The organism is Rhodanobacter sp. MP7CTX1 (assembly GCF_014205795.1).
Classification (GTDB): domain Bacteria; phylum Pseudomonadota; class Gammaproteobacteria; order Xanthomonadales; family Rhodanobacteraceae; genus Rhodanobacter.
This window is the reverse complement of sequence record NZ_JACHCN010000008.1, coordinates 197,731-213,891: the sequence shown is the minus strand read 5'-3', so window position 1 is coordinate 213,891 and position 16,161 is coordinate 197,731. Positions and strand designations below refer to the sequence as shown.

At 62.8% G+C, this 16,161-nt stretch carries 13 protein-coding genes and 1 tRNA gene; 6 read left to right on the top strand and 8 right to left on the bottom strand.

Annotated elements, in window-relative coordinates; translation table 11 throughout:
• Positions 1 to 356: 356 nt before the first annotated feature.
• On the bottom strand, positions 357 to 2,609 hold the full coding sequence (locus tag HDE77_RS12180; RefSeq protein ID WP_255482695.1) for a S9 family peptidase: 2,253 nt from the start codon (positions 2,607 to 2,609) through the stop codon (positions 357 to 359).
• Positions 2,610 to 2,907: 298 nt separating this feature from the next.
• On the opposite strand from HDE77_RS12180, the gene HDE77_RS12175 reads away from it, so the two are divergent.
• Together HDE77_RS12175 and HDE77_RS12170 are read left to right on the top strand one after the other, a co-directional pair.
• Positions 2,908 to 3,306, top strand: a complete 399-nt coding sequence (locus HDE77_RS12175; protein WP_184417595.1) for an acyl-CoA thioesterase — start codon at positions 2,908 to 2,910, stop codon at positions 3,304 to 3,306.
• An 80-nt stretch (positions 3,307 to 3,386) separates the two neighbouring features.
• Entirely contained in the window at positions 3,387 to 4,139 is a 753-nt protein-coding gene (locus HDE77_RS12170) for a glutathione S-transferase family protein (RefSeq protein WP_184417594.1), read from the top strand.
• Between the two features lie 73 nt (positions 4,140 to 4,212).
• Here the strand turns inward: HDE77_RS12170 and HDE77_RS12165 are convergent, their stop codons facing one another.
• The gene (locus tag HDE77_RS12165) at positions 4,213 to 5,112 is read right to left on the bottom strand and encodes a LysR family transcriptional regulator (protein ID WP_184417593.1); all 900 of its coding nucleotides are present in this window, start codon (positions 5,110 to 5,112) and stop codon (positions 4,213 to 4,215) included.
• Between the two features lie 107 nt (positions 5,113 to 5,219).
• Here HDE77_RS12165 and HDE77_RS12160 point away from each other — a divergent pair, with 107 nt between their 5' ends.
• From HDE77_RS12160 to HDE77_RS12150, 3 genes are all read left to right on the top strand, one after another.
• On the top strand, positions 5,220 to 6,212 hold the full coding sequence (locus HDE77_RS12160) for an aldo/keto reductase (protein WP_184417592.1): 993 nt from the start codon (positions 5,220 to 5,222) through the stop codon (positions 6,210 to 6,212).
• A 184-nt stretch (positions 6,213 to 6,396) separates the two neighbouring features.
• A complete protein-coding gene (gene queF / locus HDE77_RS12155) occupies positions 6,397 to 7,221 on the top strand; it encodes an NADPH-dependent 7-cyano-7-deazaguanine reductase QueF (RefSeq protein WP_184417591.1) in 825 nt (274 codons plus the stop codon).
• A 305-nt stretch (positions 7,222 to 7,526) separates the two neighbouring features.
• A complete protein-coding gene (locus HDE77_RS12150) occupies positions 7,527 to 8,120 on the top strand; it encodes a hypothetical protein (protein WP_184417590.1) in 594 nt (197 codons plus the stop codon).
• An 87-nt stretch (positions 8,121 to 8,207) separates the two neighbouring features.
• Here the strand turns inward: HDE77_RS12150 and HDE77_RS12145 are convergent, their stop codons facing one another.
• The 3 genes from HDE77_RS12145 to HDE77_RS12135 form a co-directional block, all read right to left on the bottom strand.
• Complete coding sequence (locus tag HDE77_RS12145; RefSeq protein WP_184417589.1) at positions 8,208 to 8,591, bottom strand: HU family DNA-binding protein; 384 nt, start codon at positions 8,589 to 8,591, stop codon at positions 8,208 to 8,210.
• 311 nt (positions 8,592 to 8,902) lie between these two features.
• Positions 8,903 to 8,979, bottom strand: a tRNA-Arg gene (locus HDE77_RS12140).
• A gap of 147 nt (positions 8,980 to 9,126) precedes the next feature.
• Positions 9,127 to 11,025 carry a M61 family metallopeptidase gene (locus HDE77_RS12135; RefSeq protein WP_184417613.1) on the bottom strand — a complete coding sequence of 633 codons (1,899 nt, stop codon included), beginning with the start codon at positions 11,023 to 11,025 and terminating at the stop codon, positions 9,127 to 9,129.
• 223 nt (positions 11,026 to 11,248) lie between these two features.
• On the opposite strand from HDE77_RS12135, the gene HDE77_RS12130 reads away from it, so the two are divergent.
• Complete coding sequence (locus HDE77_RS12130; RefSeq protein ID WP_184417588.1) at positions 11,249 to 12,322, top strand: GGDEF domain-containing protein; 1,074 nt, start codon at positions 11,249 to 11,251, stop codon at positions 12,320 to 12,322.
• A 51-nt stretch (positions 12,323 to 12,373) separates the two neighbouring features.
• Here the strand turns inward: HDE77_RS12130 and HDE77_RS12125 are convergent, their stop codons facing one another.
• The 3 genes from HDE77_RS12125 to HDE77_RS12115 all read right to left on the bottom strand — a co-directional run bounded on the left by HDE77_RS12125 (position 12,374) and on the right by HDE77_RS12115 (position 16,102).
• Positions 12,374 to 13,885, bottom strand: a complete 1,512-nt coding sequence (locus HDE77_RS12125) for an amino acid permease (protein ID WP_184417587.1) — start codon at positions 13,883 to 13,885, stop codon at positions 12,374 to 12,376.
• Between the two features lie 158 nt (positions 13,886 to 14,043).
• The gene (locus tag HDE77_RS12120; RefSeq protein ID WP_184417586.1) at positions 14,044 to 15,312 is read right to left on the bottom strand and encodes a sterol desaturase family protein; all 1,269 of its coding nucleotides are present in this window, start codon (positions 15,310 to 15,312) and stop codon (positions 14,044 to 14,046) included.
• 43 nt (positions 15,313 to 15,355) lie between these two features.
• A complete protein-coding gene (locus HDE77_RS12115) occupies positions 15,356 to 16,102 on the bottom strand; it encodes a lysoplasmalogenase (RefSeq protein ID WP_255482687.1) in 747 nt (248 codons plus the stop codon).
• Positions 16,103 to 16,161 lie beyond the last annotated feature (59 nt).

Here is a 16,161-nt window from a genome sequence, read left to right as displayed (position 1 = left end):
TCAAGGTCATCAAACGGATGGCTTATGGCTACCGTGACAGCGAGTACTTCTTCAAGAAGATCAAAGCGGCCTTCCCCGGGAATCCGTGAAGAACCAAAAAAAAGACGGCCCCGAAGGGGCCGTCTCCCCAAACCGGGGCAGGTTTGTTCGGGGGGTGTCCAATGCCTCAGTCGCACCAGGAACCACCCAAGACGACTGACTCACCGGACAAACACATAGTGTGCTGCGCGTCGGCATCCGGCTGCCATCCACGCATCCTTCCTTTTGTAGGCCATCGCCGCCGCTGGACCTCTTCTATCAATGGAGCGTCCGGCATCTAGCACGTATCCATCCCTACACGTCCTGCGTCGGCCGCATTACATCCACGGCCACGGCTTCAGCGCGTACTCCTTCGGCGGCGTTTCGCCGGCGAGGTATTGCACGAAATAGTCCCAGCGCCGGCGCGTGGTGTAGGGCGTGGCGGCGGCATAACCATGATGGGCGTTGGGGATCATCAGCAGGTCGAAATCCTTGTTCGCCTTGATCAGCGCATCGACGATCAGCAGCGTGTTGGTGGGCGGCACGTTGTCGTCCATCGTGCCGTGCACCAGCATCAGGCGACCCTTGAGGTTCTTCGCTTCGTTCTCGTTGGCCTGATTGTCGTAGTTGGTCGTGCCATCCTTGTTGGTGACCAGCAAGCCCTGCCATTTTTCGGCCCAGTCGTCTTCGTAATTGCGGTTTTCGTGGTTGCCACTTTCAGCCCAGCCGACCTTGAAGAACGTGGGGTAACGGAACAGCGCATCGGCCGTGGCGTTGCCGCCGCCAGAGTGACCCCAGATACCGACGCGATCCAGATCGATCCACGGATAGCGCTGGCCGAGTTCCTTGATGCCGCCAACCTGGTCGGGCAGCGTGTTGTCGCCCATGTCGGCAAAGTAGGTGTCGTGGAATGCCTTGGAGCGCCATGGTGTTCCCATGCCGTCGATCGCGACCACGATGAAGCCCAGTTCCGCCAGCGACTGGTTGTCACCGCTTGCCGCCATGAAGTTGTAACCACGCACCGAGCCGGTCTGCGGACCCGGGTAGATGTAGTCGACGATCGGATATTTCTTGTGCGCGTCGAAGTTCGACGGCTTGTACATGATGCCGTACAGATCCGTTTTGCCATCGCGCGCTTTCACCGTGAACGGAACCGGCGGCACCCAGCCGGCGGCGGTGAGGCGACTGATGTCAGCCTTGGCCACGGTAGTGACAATGTGCCCATCGTTTGCGTCGCGCAGCACCGTGACCGTCGGCGTCGTCGAGGTCGAATAGGCATCGACGAAATACTTCCCGTCCGGCGACAGCGTGACGGAATGGTCGGCGGCTTCCGGCGTCAGCAAGGTCGGCTCGCCGCCATCGAGACTGACCTTCCAGAACTGCTGGTAGTACGGGTGGATGCCCGGCGTGCGGCCCACGCCGCGGAACCACACGGTGCGCGTTTTCGGATCGACTTTCAGCACCTGGGTGACATTGCCGTCGCCGCTGGTGATCGCTTGCCTCGGCTTGCCTGTGCCCAGGTCATACAGATAAAGGTTGCCCCAGTTCGTGCGCTCGCTGAACCAGATGGCCTCGTGGCTTTCCGGCAGGTAGCGCCAGTTCACCGCGTCATTGCCGCTCTCGTAATCGGTGGGTACGCTTTCCTCGAAAACGGTGCGCACCGCACCCGTGCCGGCATCGGCGATGCGAAACCATTCGTGCTTGTGATCGCGCGAGGTGGAGACAAACGCCAGCGTCTTGCCGTCAGGCGCCCACTTCACGTCGTCCCAGCCACCGTCGGGGCCGCAGCTGACGTCGTCGCACAGGCTGGAGCGGTGCTGGTCGGGCGGCATCTGCAGGCGCACTATCTTGTGCGTCGGCACGTCGATGATCACGCGCTCGATCATGGTCACGTCTTTATCGCCGGCCATCGGGTACTTCCAGGCCTCCAGCTTCGGATGACCGATGCCGGTGCTGACCAGATACATGTCGCCCGTCTTGCGTTGATCCTGCTGGAAGGTGGCGATGCGCCTGGAGTCGGGCGACCACTCGAGAATGGCGTTGTCGCTGTGCTTCCAGCCCGCGTTGTCGGTGGCGTAACCGAAATTCGCCACGCCGTCGGTGGTGAGCTGGGTCTCCTTGCCGCTGGCAACGTCGCGCAGCCACAGATTCCAGTCACGAATGAAGGCCGCTGTCTGCTTGTCCGGCGACAGCACGCCAGGCTCCGTGCCGGTCTTCACCAGCTTGGCCACGTCGACGCAGGTGCCGGCCCCCTTGAGGTCACACAGATAGTGCTTGCCTTCGAGATCGACGTCGTAGCGGCCATCCGGCTTCACGCTGTAGTCGAGCAGCGGCGGAAGTTTCTTGGCGTCCACCGGCTTGTCACTGGCCTTGTTCAAGGCCGCGGCCAGCTTGACCTGGTCGAACGCCGGGGCGGCGTGGCCGGTGGCAGCATCCATCAGCATGACGTGATCGCCAGCGACGTCGTGGTCGCGATACCAGAAGTGGCTGTCATCCAGCCATTTCGCGCGGCGCACGTCGTGATCGACCAGCGGCGTAACGTTGTAACCCATGAAGCGCTCAGCCTGTGCGTAGTCATGGGCGCTCAGCATTTTATCTTGCGCAGCGGTTTTATCCTGCGCGGCGACGCCAGCAGAAAGCAGCCCCAACACCACGACGCCAAAAAGGCGCGACTTGCCAATCATTGAATGCATGCACTTCCTCCCACGGGAAACCGAACGGCGCGAGCGCGATCTGGTAGCCACGTTCACGCCCAAAAGGGCGATGCTAACTCGATACCGTCACGATCACCCTGTGCCAGAGGTCCATACCGTCATGGGACCCGGTCGTGTAAGGCAAACAAACTACACTGCCGCCTGCCCATCCCCCCCTCCTGACACAGATGACCAAATGACGACTGCCCTGATCGAAGCGCGCCTGCTGGAAATGGTTTTCCCCGACCATACCAACCATCTCGGCACGCTGTTCGGCGGGCAGGCGCTGGCGTGGATGGACAAGGCCGCGTTCATCGTGGCTTCGCGCTATGCGCGACGCACGGTAGTCACCGCGCGCTCCGAAGAGGTGAACTTCCGCGTGCCGGTGCGTACGGGTCAATTGGTGGAACTGGTCGCCAGCGTCGTCAAGGTCGGCCGAAGTTCGATGCAGGTCGAGGTCGAGATGACTGCTGAAGATCTGCTCACTGGTGATCGTCGCGTGTGCACTACCGGCCGCTTCGTGATGATCGCGCTGGATTCCAACGGCTCGCCGGCCCCGATCCCGGCGCTGGCTGTCGCCAGCCTAAACACTTGACGCCTCGGCCCCGCCATTCACTTGACGCGTGGCCGGCACGCCGCTCAGGCTGATGTTCTGTTGCACAGCGGAGCCGTCAAATGCCTGCTCGCCTGAAAATCATCGGCAACTACATCTCGCCCTATGTGCGCAAGGTGGTGGTTTGCCTGGAGCTGAAGGGCCTCGACTACGAGATCGACCCGATCGCGCCGTTCGTCGGCAACGATCACTTCTCCCGGCTGAGTCCGCTGCGGCGCATCCCGGTCTTGGTCGACGACGGACTCGTACTGAACGACTCGTCAGTCATCTGCCAGTATCTGGAGGATAAACACCCGTCGCCGGTGCTTTATCCCGCCAATATCAGCGATCGCGCGCAGGCACGCTGGCTGGAGGAGTACGCCGACACCCGGCTAGCCGATGCGCTGGTCTGGCGGCTGTTTTATCAGCTCGCACTCAGGCGATACATCTTTGGCGAAGATGCCGATCAGACGATCGTGCGGCAGGCACGCGATGTGGAGATTCCTTCCGTGCTGGACTATCTGGAAAGCCAGTTGCCGGACGACGGTTTCCTGTTCGGCGCGCTGTCGATTGCCGACATCAGCATCGCCTGTTTTTTCCGCACGGCCTCGTTCGTGCGCTACGCGGTCGATGCCGAGCGCTGGCCGCGCACCGCCGCGTTCGTCGCGCAGGTGCTGGCGCTACCGGTGTTTCAGAAGCTCGCCCGCCTGGAGGATTGCATATTGCGTCTACCGCAGGCCGAGCAACGCAGCGCATTGATGGCCGCCGGTGCCCCGCTGACCAGCGATACCCTGGGAACCAGCGCGCCCCGACGCGGCGTAGCGCGCTACGCATAGCTTTTCCTGCACGATCCGCGACGGCGACTGATCTACACCTCCCTTGCGCACTGGCGCAGAAAATCTGTGCGCCTCACCGTTGCCCCGCCGTCAGCTCGACCAGCCAATCGACGAAGACGCGAAGTCGTGCCGGCATCTGTTGCTGTGGTGGATACAGCACGGTCATCGGCAGCGACGGCGGCGGCGTATCCGCGAGCAGCTCGCACATCGTTCCGCTCGCCAGTTCCTGCTCGATGCGGTAGCGCGAAAACTGCGCGATGCCGAGACCGGCTTTGCAACAGCTGAGGTACGCATCGGCGCCGCTGACAGTGATTTTTCCAGGCACGCTCACCTCACGCCGCCTGCGGCCGACCATGAACTCCAGCGGTTCCGCACGGCGGGTCGTCGGCGAGGCCCAGTTCACCGCGTAGTGACCGTCATGCAAGGCGGCGAGCGATTCCGGCCGGCCATGCCGACGTACGTAATCGACGCTGGCCACCGTGATTTGCGTCAACGTGGCGACGCGACGACCAACCATCCCGGTATCTCCCAGCTCGCCGACGCGCACCGCGCAATCCACGCCCTCGCGCACCAGATCGACGAAACGGTCACCTGTGCCGATATCCAGTTCGATCTGCGGAAACCGCGCGCAGAACGCGGGCAAAGCGGGGATCACCAGCAGTCGCGCCAATGCCGCCGACAGATCGACGCGCAGGCGCCCTTTCGGCTGCACCGACGCCTCACGGAAATCCGTCTCGACCTCGTCCATGTCGGCCAGCAGACGCACGCAGTGGCCGTAATACACCTCGCCGTCGCGGGTGGTGCGTACACGGCGCGTGGTTCGCTGCAGCAGTTGCGCACCGAGCCGCACTTCCAGCCGCTTGATGGCATGGGTGACCGTAGCGCGCGGCAGGTTCAAGTCGTCCGCCGCGGCAGTGAAGCTGCCCAGCTCGACGATCCGCGTGTACAACCGCATGGCTTCGAGTCGGTCCATGGTAATTGTTGTCGCAAATGGAATAGTGATAGTCATTATTGAGCATTTATTTGATCTACGGCGAGGAGCACCATGCGTCCACCCCCACCCACCACGAGCAACCCGCCATGCAAACCCGCACTCTCGGGAAGAACGGTCCACAAGTCTCCGCCCTCGGCCTCGGCTGCATGGGCATGAGCGATTTCTACGGGGCGCGCGACGACGCCGAATCCATCGCCACCATCCACCACGCGCTGGAGCGCGGCCTCAATCTGCTCGACACCGCCGACGTCTATGGACCGCACACCAATGAAGTGCTGGTCGGCAAGGCCATCAAGGGGCGCCGCGAGCAGGCTTTTATCGCCACCAAGTTCGGCTTCGTGCGCGAGCCTAAAGATCCAGCCGTGCGCGGGGTCAACGGACGCCCGGAATATGTGCGCGCATCCTGCGACGCCAGCCTGCAGCGCCTCGGCATCGAGACCATTGACCTGTACTACCAACATCGCGTCGATCAGAACGTGCCGATCGAGGAAACCGTCGGCGCGATGGCGGAGCTGGTGACGGCAGGCAAAGTGCGTTATCTCGGTCTGTCCGAAGCCTCCGGCGCGACGCTGGAGCGTGCCTGCAAGGTGCATCCGATCGTGGCCTTGCAAAGTGAGTTCTCGCTGTGGACGCGCGATCCACAAGAGAACGGCGTGCTCGACGCCTGCCGTCGGTCGGGCGTCAGCCTGATCGCCTATTCACCGCTTGGCCGTGGCTTTCTCACCGGCGCGATTACCAAACCGGATGATTTCGACGCCGACGACTATCGCCGTAAGAGCCCGCGCTTTATCGGGGAGAATTTCACCCGCAACCTGAAGCTGGTCGATCAGGTGAAAGTCCTGGCTGCGGACAAGGGCTGCTCGCCGGCACAGCTGGCGCTGGCCTGGGTGCTGGCGCAGGGCAAGGACGTGCTGGCCATTCCCGGCACCAAGCGTCGTTCGCGGCTGGACGAAAATCTCGGTGCGCTCGATGTGCAACTCAGCGCCCCCGAGCTTGAGGCCATCGATGCGGTGTTTCCGCCGGATGCCGCCGCAGGCGAGCGCTATGTCAGATCCATGATGCACATGGTCAACGTGTAAAACCTTTCGCTGCCCGCCCGCTGCCCGCCCGCCCCACGCCAACCCTCCCCTGCCTGCAGAGGAGGGTTGGCGTGGGGCCGGTCTTCGTCTGGAGATCAAAAGCATCCCCTCCCGGCCTCCCCCTGCAGGCAGGGGAGGAGCAAAGCAGGGTTGCGTGTCGCGAACACACGTTAAACTTCTCCCCATGAGCACTCCTGAACATTCCCCGCTCGGCAAGAACACCCCCTACGCCGACCGCTACGACCCAAGCCTGCTATTTGCGATACCGCGCGCCGAGAAGCGTGCGGAAATCGGCGTGGCCGAACTGCTGCCATTCCATGGCGTGGACATCTGGAACGCGTACGAGCTGTCGTGGCTCGACTTGCGCGGGAAGCCCGTGGTGGCGCTGGCCGAGTTCCGCGTGCCGGCGGCCTCGCCGAACATCATCGAGTCCAAATCGTTCAAGCTGTATCTGAATGGTTTTGCGCAGGAACGCATTGTCGATGCGGCCGCGCTGGCTGCCACGCTGATGCACGACCTGTCCGCGGCAGCAGGGGCATTGGTCGGCGTGCAATTGAGTGAGGCCGATGCAGCTGCGTATCCGGTTACCGATCTGGACGGCCGGCTGCTCGACAGCCAGTCGATCGACATTGACCACTACGGCCCTCCACAAGCCGAATTTCTGAGCGCGGACAACAGCGCCATCGCAGTCGAGGAAACCGTGGTCTCGCACCTGCTGCGCTCCAACTGCCCAGTCACCGGCCAACCGGACTGGGGCAGCGTGCAGATCACCTATCGCGGGCCACCGATCGAGCATGCCGGGCTGCTGCGCTACCTGGTCTCGTTCCGCAATCACAACGAATTCCACGAGCAATGCATCGAGCGGATCTTCGTCGACCTGATGGAACGTTGCGCTCCGCAGCAGCTCAGCGTTTACGCGCGCTACACCCGGCGCGGCGGCCTGGACATCAATCCATTTCGCAGCAGCACCCCGGAAACGCCGGGCAACCCGCGTACTGCACGCCAGTAGACGCTGTTTCAGCTTCGCCTTTTGTGTGCGAGTGCCACCCGATCGGATTCGGGTGGCAGGCAACGAGCTTGCCGATGATCTCTCTGCCGCGCGCCCAGTGACCAGGTGAAACCCCAGGCGCCCCGCTCCCCCGGTAACCGGCGCTTCAGATCGGAGGCGTTAGCTTCGGTGAACCGGCCAAAGCGCACGGACCTCCCTTTGGCAATCACCACGTGCGGCCAGGCTGGCTGGATAAAGGGTGTCGTCTTAGATAAGAGCAATGGTGGGATCGGTACTCGTCACGTCATCGACCATGGAGTTTCCACATGACACGTTCATCACGCTTGGCCGTACCGTACAGCGCTGCACTCGCCGGCTTGCTGCTGCTCAGCGCCTGCGGAAAACATGAGCCGGCGGCCAGCCACGCTGCCGCTCCCACCACGCCCGCCGCTGCAAACGCCATCACGCCAGCGCCTCCGAAGGCAGCGGCGACCATCAGCAGCGCCACAACTAGTGCCAGCTCGGCGGTGGTTGCCGCATCCGTTGCAAGCCCCGCAGTAACAGCGTCGGCGAATACGCCTCTCACGGTGGCCAAGCTGACGCTCGGCAATGCGGTCAATGCCGCCCATGAGGTGACGCACGCCAGCAACAACTTCGCGTTCAACGACAAGATCATCTACGCCAGCGTCGCCACCGAAGGTCGCAGCAGCGGTGCCACGCTCAACGCCAAATGGAGCTATCTGGAAGGCCCGGGGCAGCTCATCAGCAGCATCACCGAATCGATCGCCACCGACGGTCCGGCGGTCACCACCTTCAAGGTGGAGAATCCTGATCTGTGGCCCGAGGGCAAATACAAGGTCGAGATCTCGCTCGACGGCAGGCCGGTGGCCCACCAGGATTTTGTCATCACGAAGCGTTGATTCGAGCCCGGCTGATCCGAGCCAGATCGATCGGCCATCGGTCAGGAGATGCGGTGACCGAAGTCACCGCATCTGTCGGCACGCCTATCAGGCTGCCGCGTCCTTGAGCTTCTTCAACGGACGCACTTTCACCTTGACGCTTGCCGGCTTGGCGGCAAACACCTGCTCGAGCTTGGTAAACGGATTGATACCCTTGCGCTTCGGCTTGGCCGGCACGCTGATGGCGGAGATCTTCAACAGGCCGGGCAGCATGAACGAGCCCGCGCCCTTCTTATGGATGGATGCAACGACTGCACCTTCGAGCGCCGCCATCACCGCGCGAACGTCCTTGGCCACCACGCCGCTGGTCTCAGCCAGATGCGCCACCAGTCCCGACTTGCTCAGGACTTCCTTGATCGGCTTGTTAGCGACCGGTTTCGCAGCAGCCTTCGGAGCTGCCTTTTTCACTACTTTCTTCTGGGTCTTCGCCATACATTTCCCCGCGTACTGGATGGATGATTTGCCGGAATTTTTTGCTCGGCACGCAGAATGTAGGGCAAATCCGCGAAAGGGCCAACCAGGCGATGATATTCGTCGATCTGATCTGCGCTTTTTTTGATGACGGCGGCGACCCATTCACTGCCACTTTCAGCTCACTTTCGCGCCCAGGGCGAGCCGCTGCGAGAGGGGTGAACACAGGCAATCCGCACGCCTCTTGATGGGCTTGCGAGGTTCTCTGCTGACTTACGCGATACCCGGACCTGTTTGCCCGGGATCGGGAATGGAAGATGTCACGGGAGGAATGGTGCGCTCGGCGGGATTCGAACCCACGACCACTGCCTTCGGAGGGCAGTACTCTATCCAGCTGAGCTACGAGCGCATGGTGGCCGACGCGGTGCCGAGCCGGAGGCTCATACCGCGGGAGCGCAGTATAGCCGAGTTGCCGTAGGGCGTGACTGGGGGATTCCGCCCACCCGAATCAACGCGCTTCCCCGAACTGACTCGGGGAAGCGGGAAGCGGATCGCCTCAGCGTGCCTTGAGCAGCAGGCCCAGGGTGTCGGGCTTGCCGGTATCGCGTACCAGGTGCGGGTACTTCAGGCCATCGTGGTAATCGATACGCACCGTCTTGTACTCGTCGAAGTTCTTCACCAGCAACTCGACCGACTGGCTCTTGTCTGCCGCTGCCGCGGTGACGGCGTCCTTCAGCGCATCGCTGTTGTAGTCATGGCCGTTGACGGCAATGACCGTCATGCCTGGCGATAGACCGGCCTTGAACGCCGGACCATCCCACAGTACGTCGCCGATCTCGCCATCCTTGCCGACCGAGACGCCAAGCGAATAGGTGAAGTCAGCGGAGTGGCGACGCATTTCCACCGCCTTGACCGCGGCGGAGGGCTTGTCGCTGTACACCAGCTTCCAGCCATGCGACTCGATGCCGCCGATCAGCGGACCATGGCCGTCCAGACGGCCGCGCAGATAGCCGGTCCAGTCGAACGGCTGGATGTCGTTGAGGGTCTTCACCACCTCGTCGAACGTGTAGGTATTGGTGACGAAGCTGCCGTTGTCCATGCCGAAGAACGCCTTGGCGAAGTCGTCGATGGAATGCTTGTCATGGCTCAGCTCACGTAGCTTGGCGTCCACGTCGAGCCAGATCATCTGGCCGCCTGAGTAATAATCCTCGCTCGCCTGGTAATTGCGGTACGGCAGCGGCGCCCGCTGCGCGATGATCGGATCGTTGGTGGTGTCCTGGATGTTGCGCCAGCTGGCCAGGCCCGGACGGCCGCGATCATAAGTTGCCGCCACCAGGGCCAGGATGTCGTGCGCCTGATCCTCGTTCCACAGACCCGAGCGCGCTGCCATTACGTAGCCCCAGAACTGGGTCTGGCCCTCGTATACCCATAGCAGGGAGTCCTGCATCGGCACATTGAAATTGGGCGTCCACAGGTCGGCCGGTCGACGGTATTTGCCGTCCCACGAGTGGTTGAACTCATGCGGAAGCAGGTCGCGGACCACCGCATTCTTGTCCCACTCGGTGAAGTAATCCGTGCCCACGCCATCTTCGCTGGAGCGATGATGCTCCAGTCCATTGCCGCTCATCTTATCGCTCAGCGAAAACAGGAAATCGTAGTGATCGTAGTGATGCGCGCCGTAAAGTTTGTACATCTGCTGCACCAGATTCTGATGCAACTTCAGCTGCGCCGGCGTGATCTCAAGATACTTCGCGGCGTCCGCCACGATGTCCATGTGCACAGGTGTCTTCGAACCCGGATCGAGATCGACGCGCTTGAAATACTTGCCGGCGTAGATCGGCGAATCGACCAGATCGTTGTAGCCGATCGGCTTGAAATTCACCGTGTCGCCATCGTGCGAAGCCACTTCCAGCGCGCTGCCGAACTGCCAGCCGACGGGGAACTTCACGCTGGCCTCGGCCATGATGCGCCTGCTGAAGTAGCCGGCCGGATACAGCGTGTTCGCGTTCCACTGCAGGTTGAGCATTTCCGGCGTCATCACCACGCGACCTTCGCGGGTGTTCTGTGCGGACAGATACTCGAACGACACCTCCACGCTATTGACACCCTGCGGCACGTCGACATGGAACGCGTATACGTTCAGCGTGTCGCGCTTCCACGGCAGCGGCTTGCCGTTCGCCGTCACCACCAGCCCCGCCAGCTTGTCGATCGGGCCACTCGGCGAGTGGTTGCCCGGCAGCCACTGCGGGTACAGCAGCGTTAGCGGACCCGGCTGCGCCGGCACCACTTCATGCACGCGGAAGACGCGATGGGCCAGGTCTGTGGCATCCACATTGATCTTCAAGGTGCCCTGAAACGGCACATCCTGCGGTGCCGGTACATCGGCAAGCGCGGCGAAACTGCCCAGCCCGAAAGCGGCGGCAACGAGGGCGGAAGCGAGGCGGGTGACTTTCAATGCGTTCTCCGGTGGACGATGGGGGGAATCCACGACGCGTATACCTGCCACGACATGGACTCAAGGCGTCGATGCTAGACCGGTCCCGCCACGCTTAACCCATGCCGAAGGTCATGGGAGCGCTTGCGATCAAGCGGCGCCTGTTCCGGCCGATACGATCATGGCACTCATCTTGCTGGAGTCATCGGCAATATCCGCACGTCCTCCTTTCAACCGAGATGCCATGCACGCCTTGTCCATAAGCCCGCAGCACAGTTGCGAACCTGATCAGCGCCGCGAATACACGCAATATCTGGCCCAGCGCATGCGGCCGATGATCCAGGCGCTGATGCTGGTTGCCTGTTTGGCCTATGTGGCGGCGACGGCTGCCAGCACCCTGGTCGCTGCTTCATCCCTACCGCTGCTGCTGAGGCTGACACCAGCGCTGCCGCTGCTGCTGGTGGCCACGGCTGCCACGCGCGTGCGGCGGCCGCTATCGCTCAGTCTGCTGGCACTGTCTTGCGTGCTGTTGCTCGAGATTGGCATCAACCTCAACGGCATGGGCCACGTGCGGGGACAGCCCTGGGTGTTGCCCGGCTTGCTGCTGCCGGTGGCGTCGTCGGTGATCTGGCTCGGGTTGTGGGACTTCACCGTTGCGATGGCGCTATGTGCCTTCGGACCACTGTCCATGCTGGTACTCGGCGCAGCCGATGGCGTGCAGATTGTCCAGTACGCCGTCTACATGGCCATTGCCATTTCGCTGTCGGCCGTGCTGCGCGCGTTCATGGCGCGCACGTTGTTCGAACAGTTCCGGCTGGAACGGCAGCTGCGCGAGCAGGCCAATACTGACGGCCTGACCGGATTATTGCTGCGCAACCGCTTTCTTGAGCTGGCGCGGCTCGCGCTCGGCGAGGCGCATCGTCAGCAAAAGCCGGCGTCCACGCTGTTCCTGGACGCAGACCACTTCAAACAGCTCAACGACGACCACGGCCACGCTGCTGGCGATGCCGCACTGATAGCACTGGCCGCCACCTTGCGCGCGCAGATGCGCAAAAGCGACCTAATTGGTCGCATCGGCGGCGAGGAATTCGCCATGCTGCTGCCCGGTCTCGATCTGCACCAGGCCAGCCGCAGGGCAGAGCAGCTGCGGCTCGCCGTGCACGCGGTGCAACGCCCGGACGGCCCGCTGACCGTCAGCATCGGCGTCGCCGAATGCCTTCATGCCGCCGAAAATATCGAAGCCTTGCTGGCGCGCGCCGACCAGGCCATGCGTCGCGCCAAGTTTGACGGCCGCGATCGGGCGGTCAATGCCCATTGATCCCTGCCGCAAGCAGCGCTTATCGACAGCCGAACCAGTTCACCAACGGCCTCATGCTCCATTGCCCTGTTCCAGCTTGCTGTGCCGAATGCCATAGCCGAAGTAGATCACGCAGCCCAGCCCCATCCAGATGATGAAGCGCTCGTAGGTGATCCACGGCAAGCCATAGATCAGCACAACCGAGAAGATGATGCCGAGCGGCCCGGTAAACCACACGGCCGGCGTCCTGAAGTTGCGCTGCAGGTCCGGTCGGCGCGCACGCAGCAACATGATCGAGCCGCAGATGATGATGAACGCACTGAGCGTGCCGATATTGACCAGCTCGGCCACCTGACCGATCGGCAGCAGGCCGGCCACCAGCGCGGTGAACAAGCCCAGGATGATGGTCGGTCGCGCCGGTGTGCCGAAGCGCGGGCTGACCTTGGCAAACCAGCCGGGCAGCAGGCCGTCGCGCGCCAGCGCAAACCAGATCCGCGCCGCGCCGAGCATGAACGCAAACAGCACGCTGGTGACGCCGATCACCGCGGCGGCCGCGATCGTGATGCTGAGCCAGTGCAGACCGATCGACTCGAATGCATCGGAGACCGACGCTTCGCCGCTCAGATGGCTGTAAGGCGTGATGCCGGTGAGCACCAGTGACACCGCGATATACAGCACCATCGCGATCGCCAGCGACAGCAGCACTGCGCGCGGCAGATCGCGCTGTGGGTGCTTGGCCTCTTCGGCGGCCGTGGTCAGAGTGTCGTAGCCGAACACCGCGAAGAACACCACGCTGGCGCCGGTCAGCACACCTTGCCAACCGAAGTGGCCGATGCCCGTGGTGGCGTCGACGATGCGCGCAGGAATGAACGGATGCCAGTTCGCCGTGTTGATGTAGAACACGCCCACGCCGACCACTAGCATGACGCCGATCACCTTGATCGCCACCACCGCCGTGTTGAAGCGCGCGCCCCACTCGGTGCGCACGGTGAGCAGCACCGCGACCGCCACCGACACACCCGCGGCAATCACGTTGAAACGGTGGCCGTCGCTGGGTCCCGCGATCGCCTGGGCGCCGTGCGCGCCGAAGACCTGCTGCAGGTAGTACTGCATCGTCTGTGTGCTCATGCTCTGCTGGGCCCACTCCGGCAAATGTACGCCGGCCGAGTTCAGCAGTACCTGCACGTAGCCGGACCAGCCGATCGCCACCACCGCCACCACCAGCGCGTATTCCAGCAGCAGATCCCAGCCGATGATCCAGGCGACAAATTCACCGAGTACCGCATAACCGTAGGTGTAGGCGCTGCCAGTGACCGGGATCAACCCGGCGAATTCGGCATAGCACAGCGCCGCGCAGGCGCTGCCGAGACCGGCGATGATGAAGCTGAGCGCTACGGCAGGGCCCGCATTGGCGGCAGCCTGCTGGCCAGCCAGCACGAAAATACCCACGCCGATGATGCCGCCGATGCCGATCGCGGTGAGCTGCCACAACCCCAGCACACGGCGGAAATCGCCGCGCTTACCGACCTCAGATTGCAACTGCTCAACCGTCTTGTGGCGCACCAGCTTGCTGAAAAAACCCATCGCATGACCCCCGTAAGCAAGCGGCGATCATAGCGAATACTGCCGCCCATGCCTGCATGCCTTGAGCCACAGGCAAATCTCCCATGGCGCCTGGGGGTAGGCGCGCACCCTATGCGCGACGCCCTTCCGCCAGCGCAAATCGCGCACAGGGTGCGCTCCTACAACGGCGCGGGGTTGCCGGGCAACGTATCGGCATGGCGGTTGCCGAGTACCCACGGCAGCGCGAGTGCACTGAGTCCGAATAGCGCTGCGATAGCCATCGCGATATGGCCGTCCAGATGGCTGTTGCCGAACCACTGACCGCTCAAAGCCGGCACCAGCGCCGTCGCCAGCAAACGCAACCCTTCCACCCATGGCGCCCAGCGCCGTGCTTCCATCAGTGCCCCAAGCACCCACAGGCTGGCCACCAGATACACCGCGTAAGCCAGCATCGCCGGGAAGCTCGCGGTACTCGTCATGCCGAGAAACTGCGTGGTCATCGCGAGCAGCAACGCAAATTGCAGCAACGCGTAAATCGTCAGCGCGCGCGACACCGGCGGATTGAAACGCTCACTGCTCATCACGAACGCCGATTTGGGGTAACGCTCCGCCACATCCGTCGGCCGCCAGCCTGGCGGCTTCAGCCACAGCAGCAACTTATCGCGCCAACGCCGCGCGTGCCAGGCGTCCACCGCGGTGCTCCAGTACACCTCGGCATTGGCCCACAGCGGGTTCCAGCTGCGCAGCGGTGATCGCGTGCCGTAGACCGGCGGGTCGGTATCGTCTTCCTCGATGAAGCTACCGAACAGCCGGTCCCACACGATCAGGATGCCGCCGTAATTGCGGTCCAGGTAACGATCGTTCACCGCGTGATGCGCGCGATGGTTCGACGGCGAACAGAACACCCGATCGAACCAGCCGAGCCGGCCGATCTGTTCGGTATGCACCCAGAACTGATAGAGCAAGTCGATCAGCGCCACGATCACGAACACTTTCAGCGGCACCCCCAGCAGCGCCAGCGGCAGATAGAACAGCCAGCCCAGCAGCACGCCGCTTCCGGTCTGGCGCAGCGCGGTGGAAAGGTTGTAGTGCTCGCTCTGGTGGTGCACCACATGCGCGGCCCACAGGATGTTCACCCGGTGCCCGCAGCGATGCAGCCAGTAGTAGCAAAAGTCGTACAGCAGCAACGCACCGACCCACACCGCCAGGTTGTCCTCCGGCAAGGTGATCAGCGCCAGATGCTGCACGCACCAGGCGTAGATACCGAAGGTCAGCAACTTGCTGAACACGCCGACGATCTGCGAAATCACGCCCAGCCCGATGCTGTTGATCGCATCGTTGCTGGCATACGCGCGCTTGCCGCGCAGCTTCGCCACCAGCAGTTCCAGCGCGATCAACGCGAAGAACACCGGCGTGGCCCAGGTGATGATGAGTTCCTGCGTGTTCAATTCAATGTGCCCGATTCAATGTGGCCGGTTCAATATGCCCGATTCAATGTAGCGGCTTTGCTGCGCCTGCCTTAGTCGCTTCGTTGCTGCTCTGCACCGAGCATGCGATCCACCATAAAGCCAGATAATACGTCGAGAGCACCCAAAAAGTGGCCCACGGGATCGCTGCGTGAAAGCGGTTCCACGCCAGCAGACTATCGCTGAGCATGAACGTCAGCGCTCCAATGGCCGCCAACCTGGCGCCGCGTACCCTCGGATCACCATGCATCGAAAAACCTTGCGCACGCCCCATCGCCTGCCCGCCCATGCCGGTCAGCACGATCACGTAGACGATCACCGGCAACCGCAGCGGCACCCCGATCGAGCCCCACAGCAGACACAGGTTGATCGCACCGTAGCCGAGACTGGCCAGTAACAGGATGGGGCGCGCAGCGAACCGGCTATCACCGACAAACGCCGCAATGAAACACAGATGACCCAGCAGGAAAGCCGCCAGCCCGGGCACAAACAAGTCAGCTGGCAGCATCAGCAGGACGTCGCCGATCAACGAGAAGCCGATGCCGGTAGCGATCCAGCGTCGATAGCGCGCTGATACCGGCAACCGTGTGAGCCACACCAACAGCAAGATGAATACGGTGGCCAGCGGCTTGCCGATCCAGTGCAACCAACGCCACGGGCTGGCCGGATCCTGCGCCATCGCCAGCCCGCCCACGATCGCGCCTACCGCCGCGCAGGCGATGAGCGGGAAAAGCCAGCGCGGGCGGGTGTTCGGAAAAATCAGGGAGGGCATCGCAACCATGCAGGTAACCGTGAAGGGCTGCGGTCGATCATAGCCAAGGCTGGATGCCG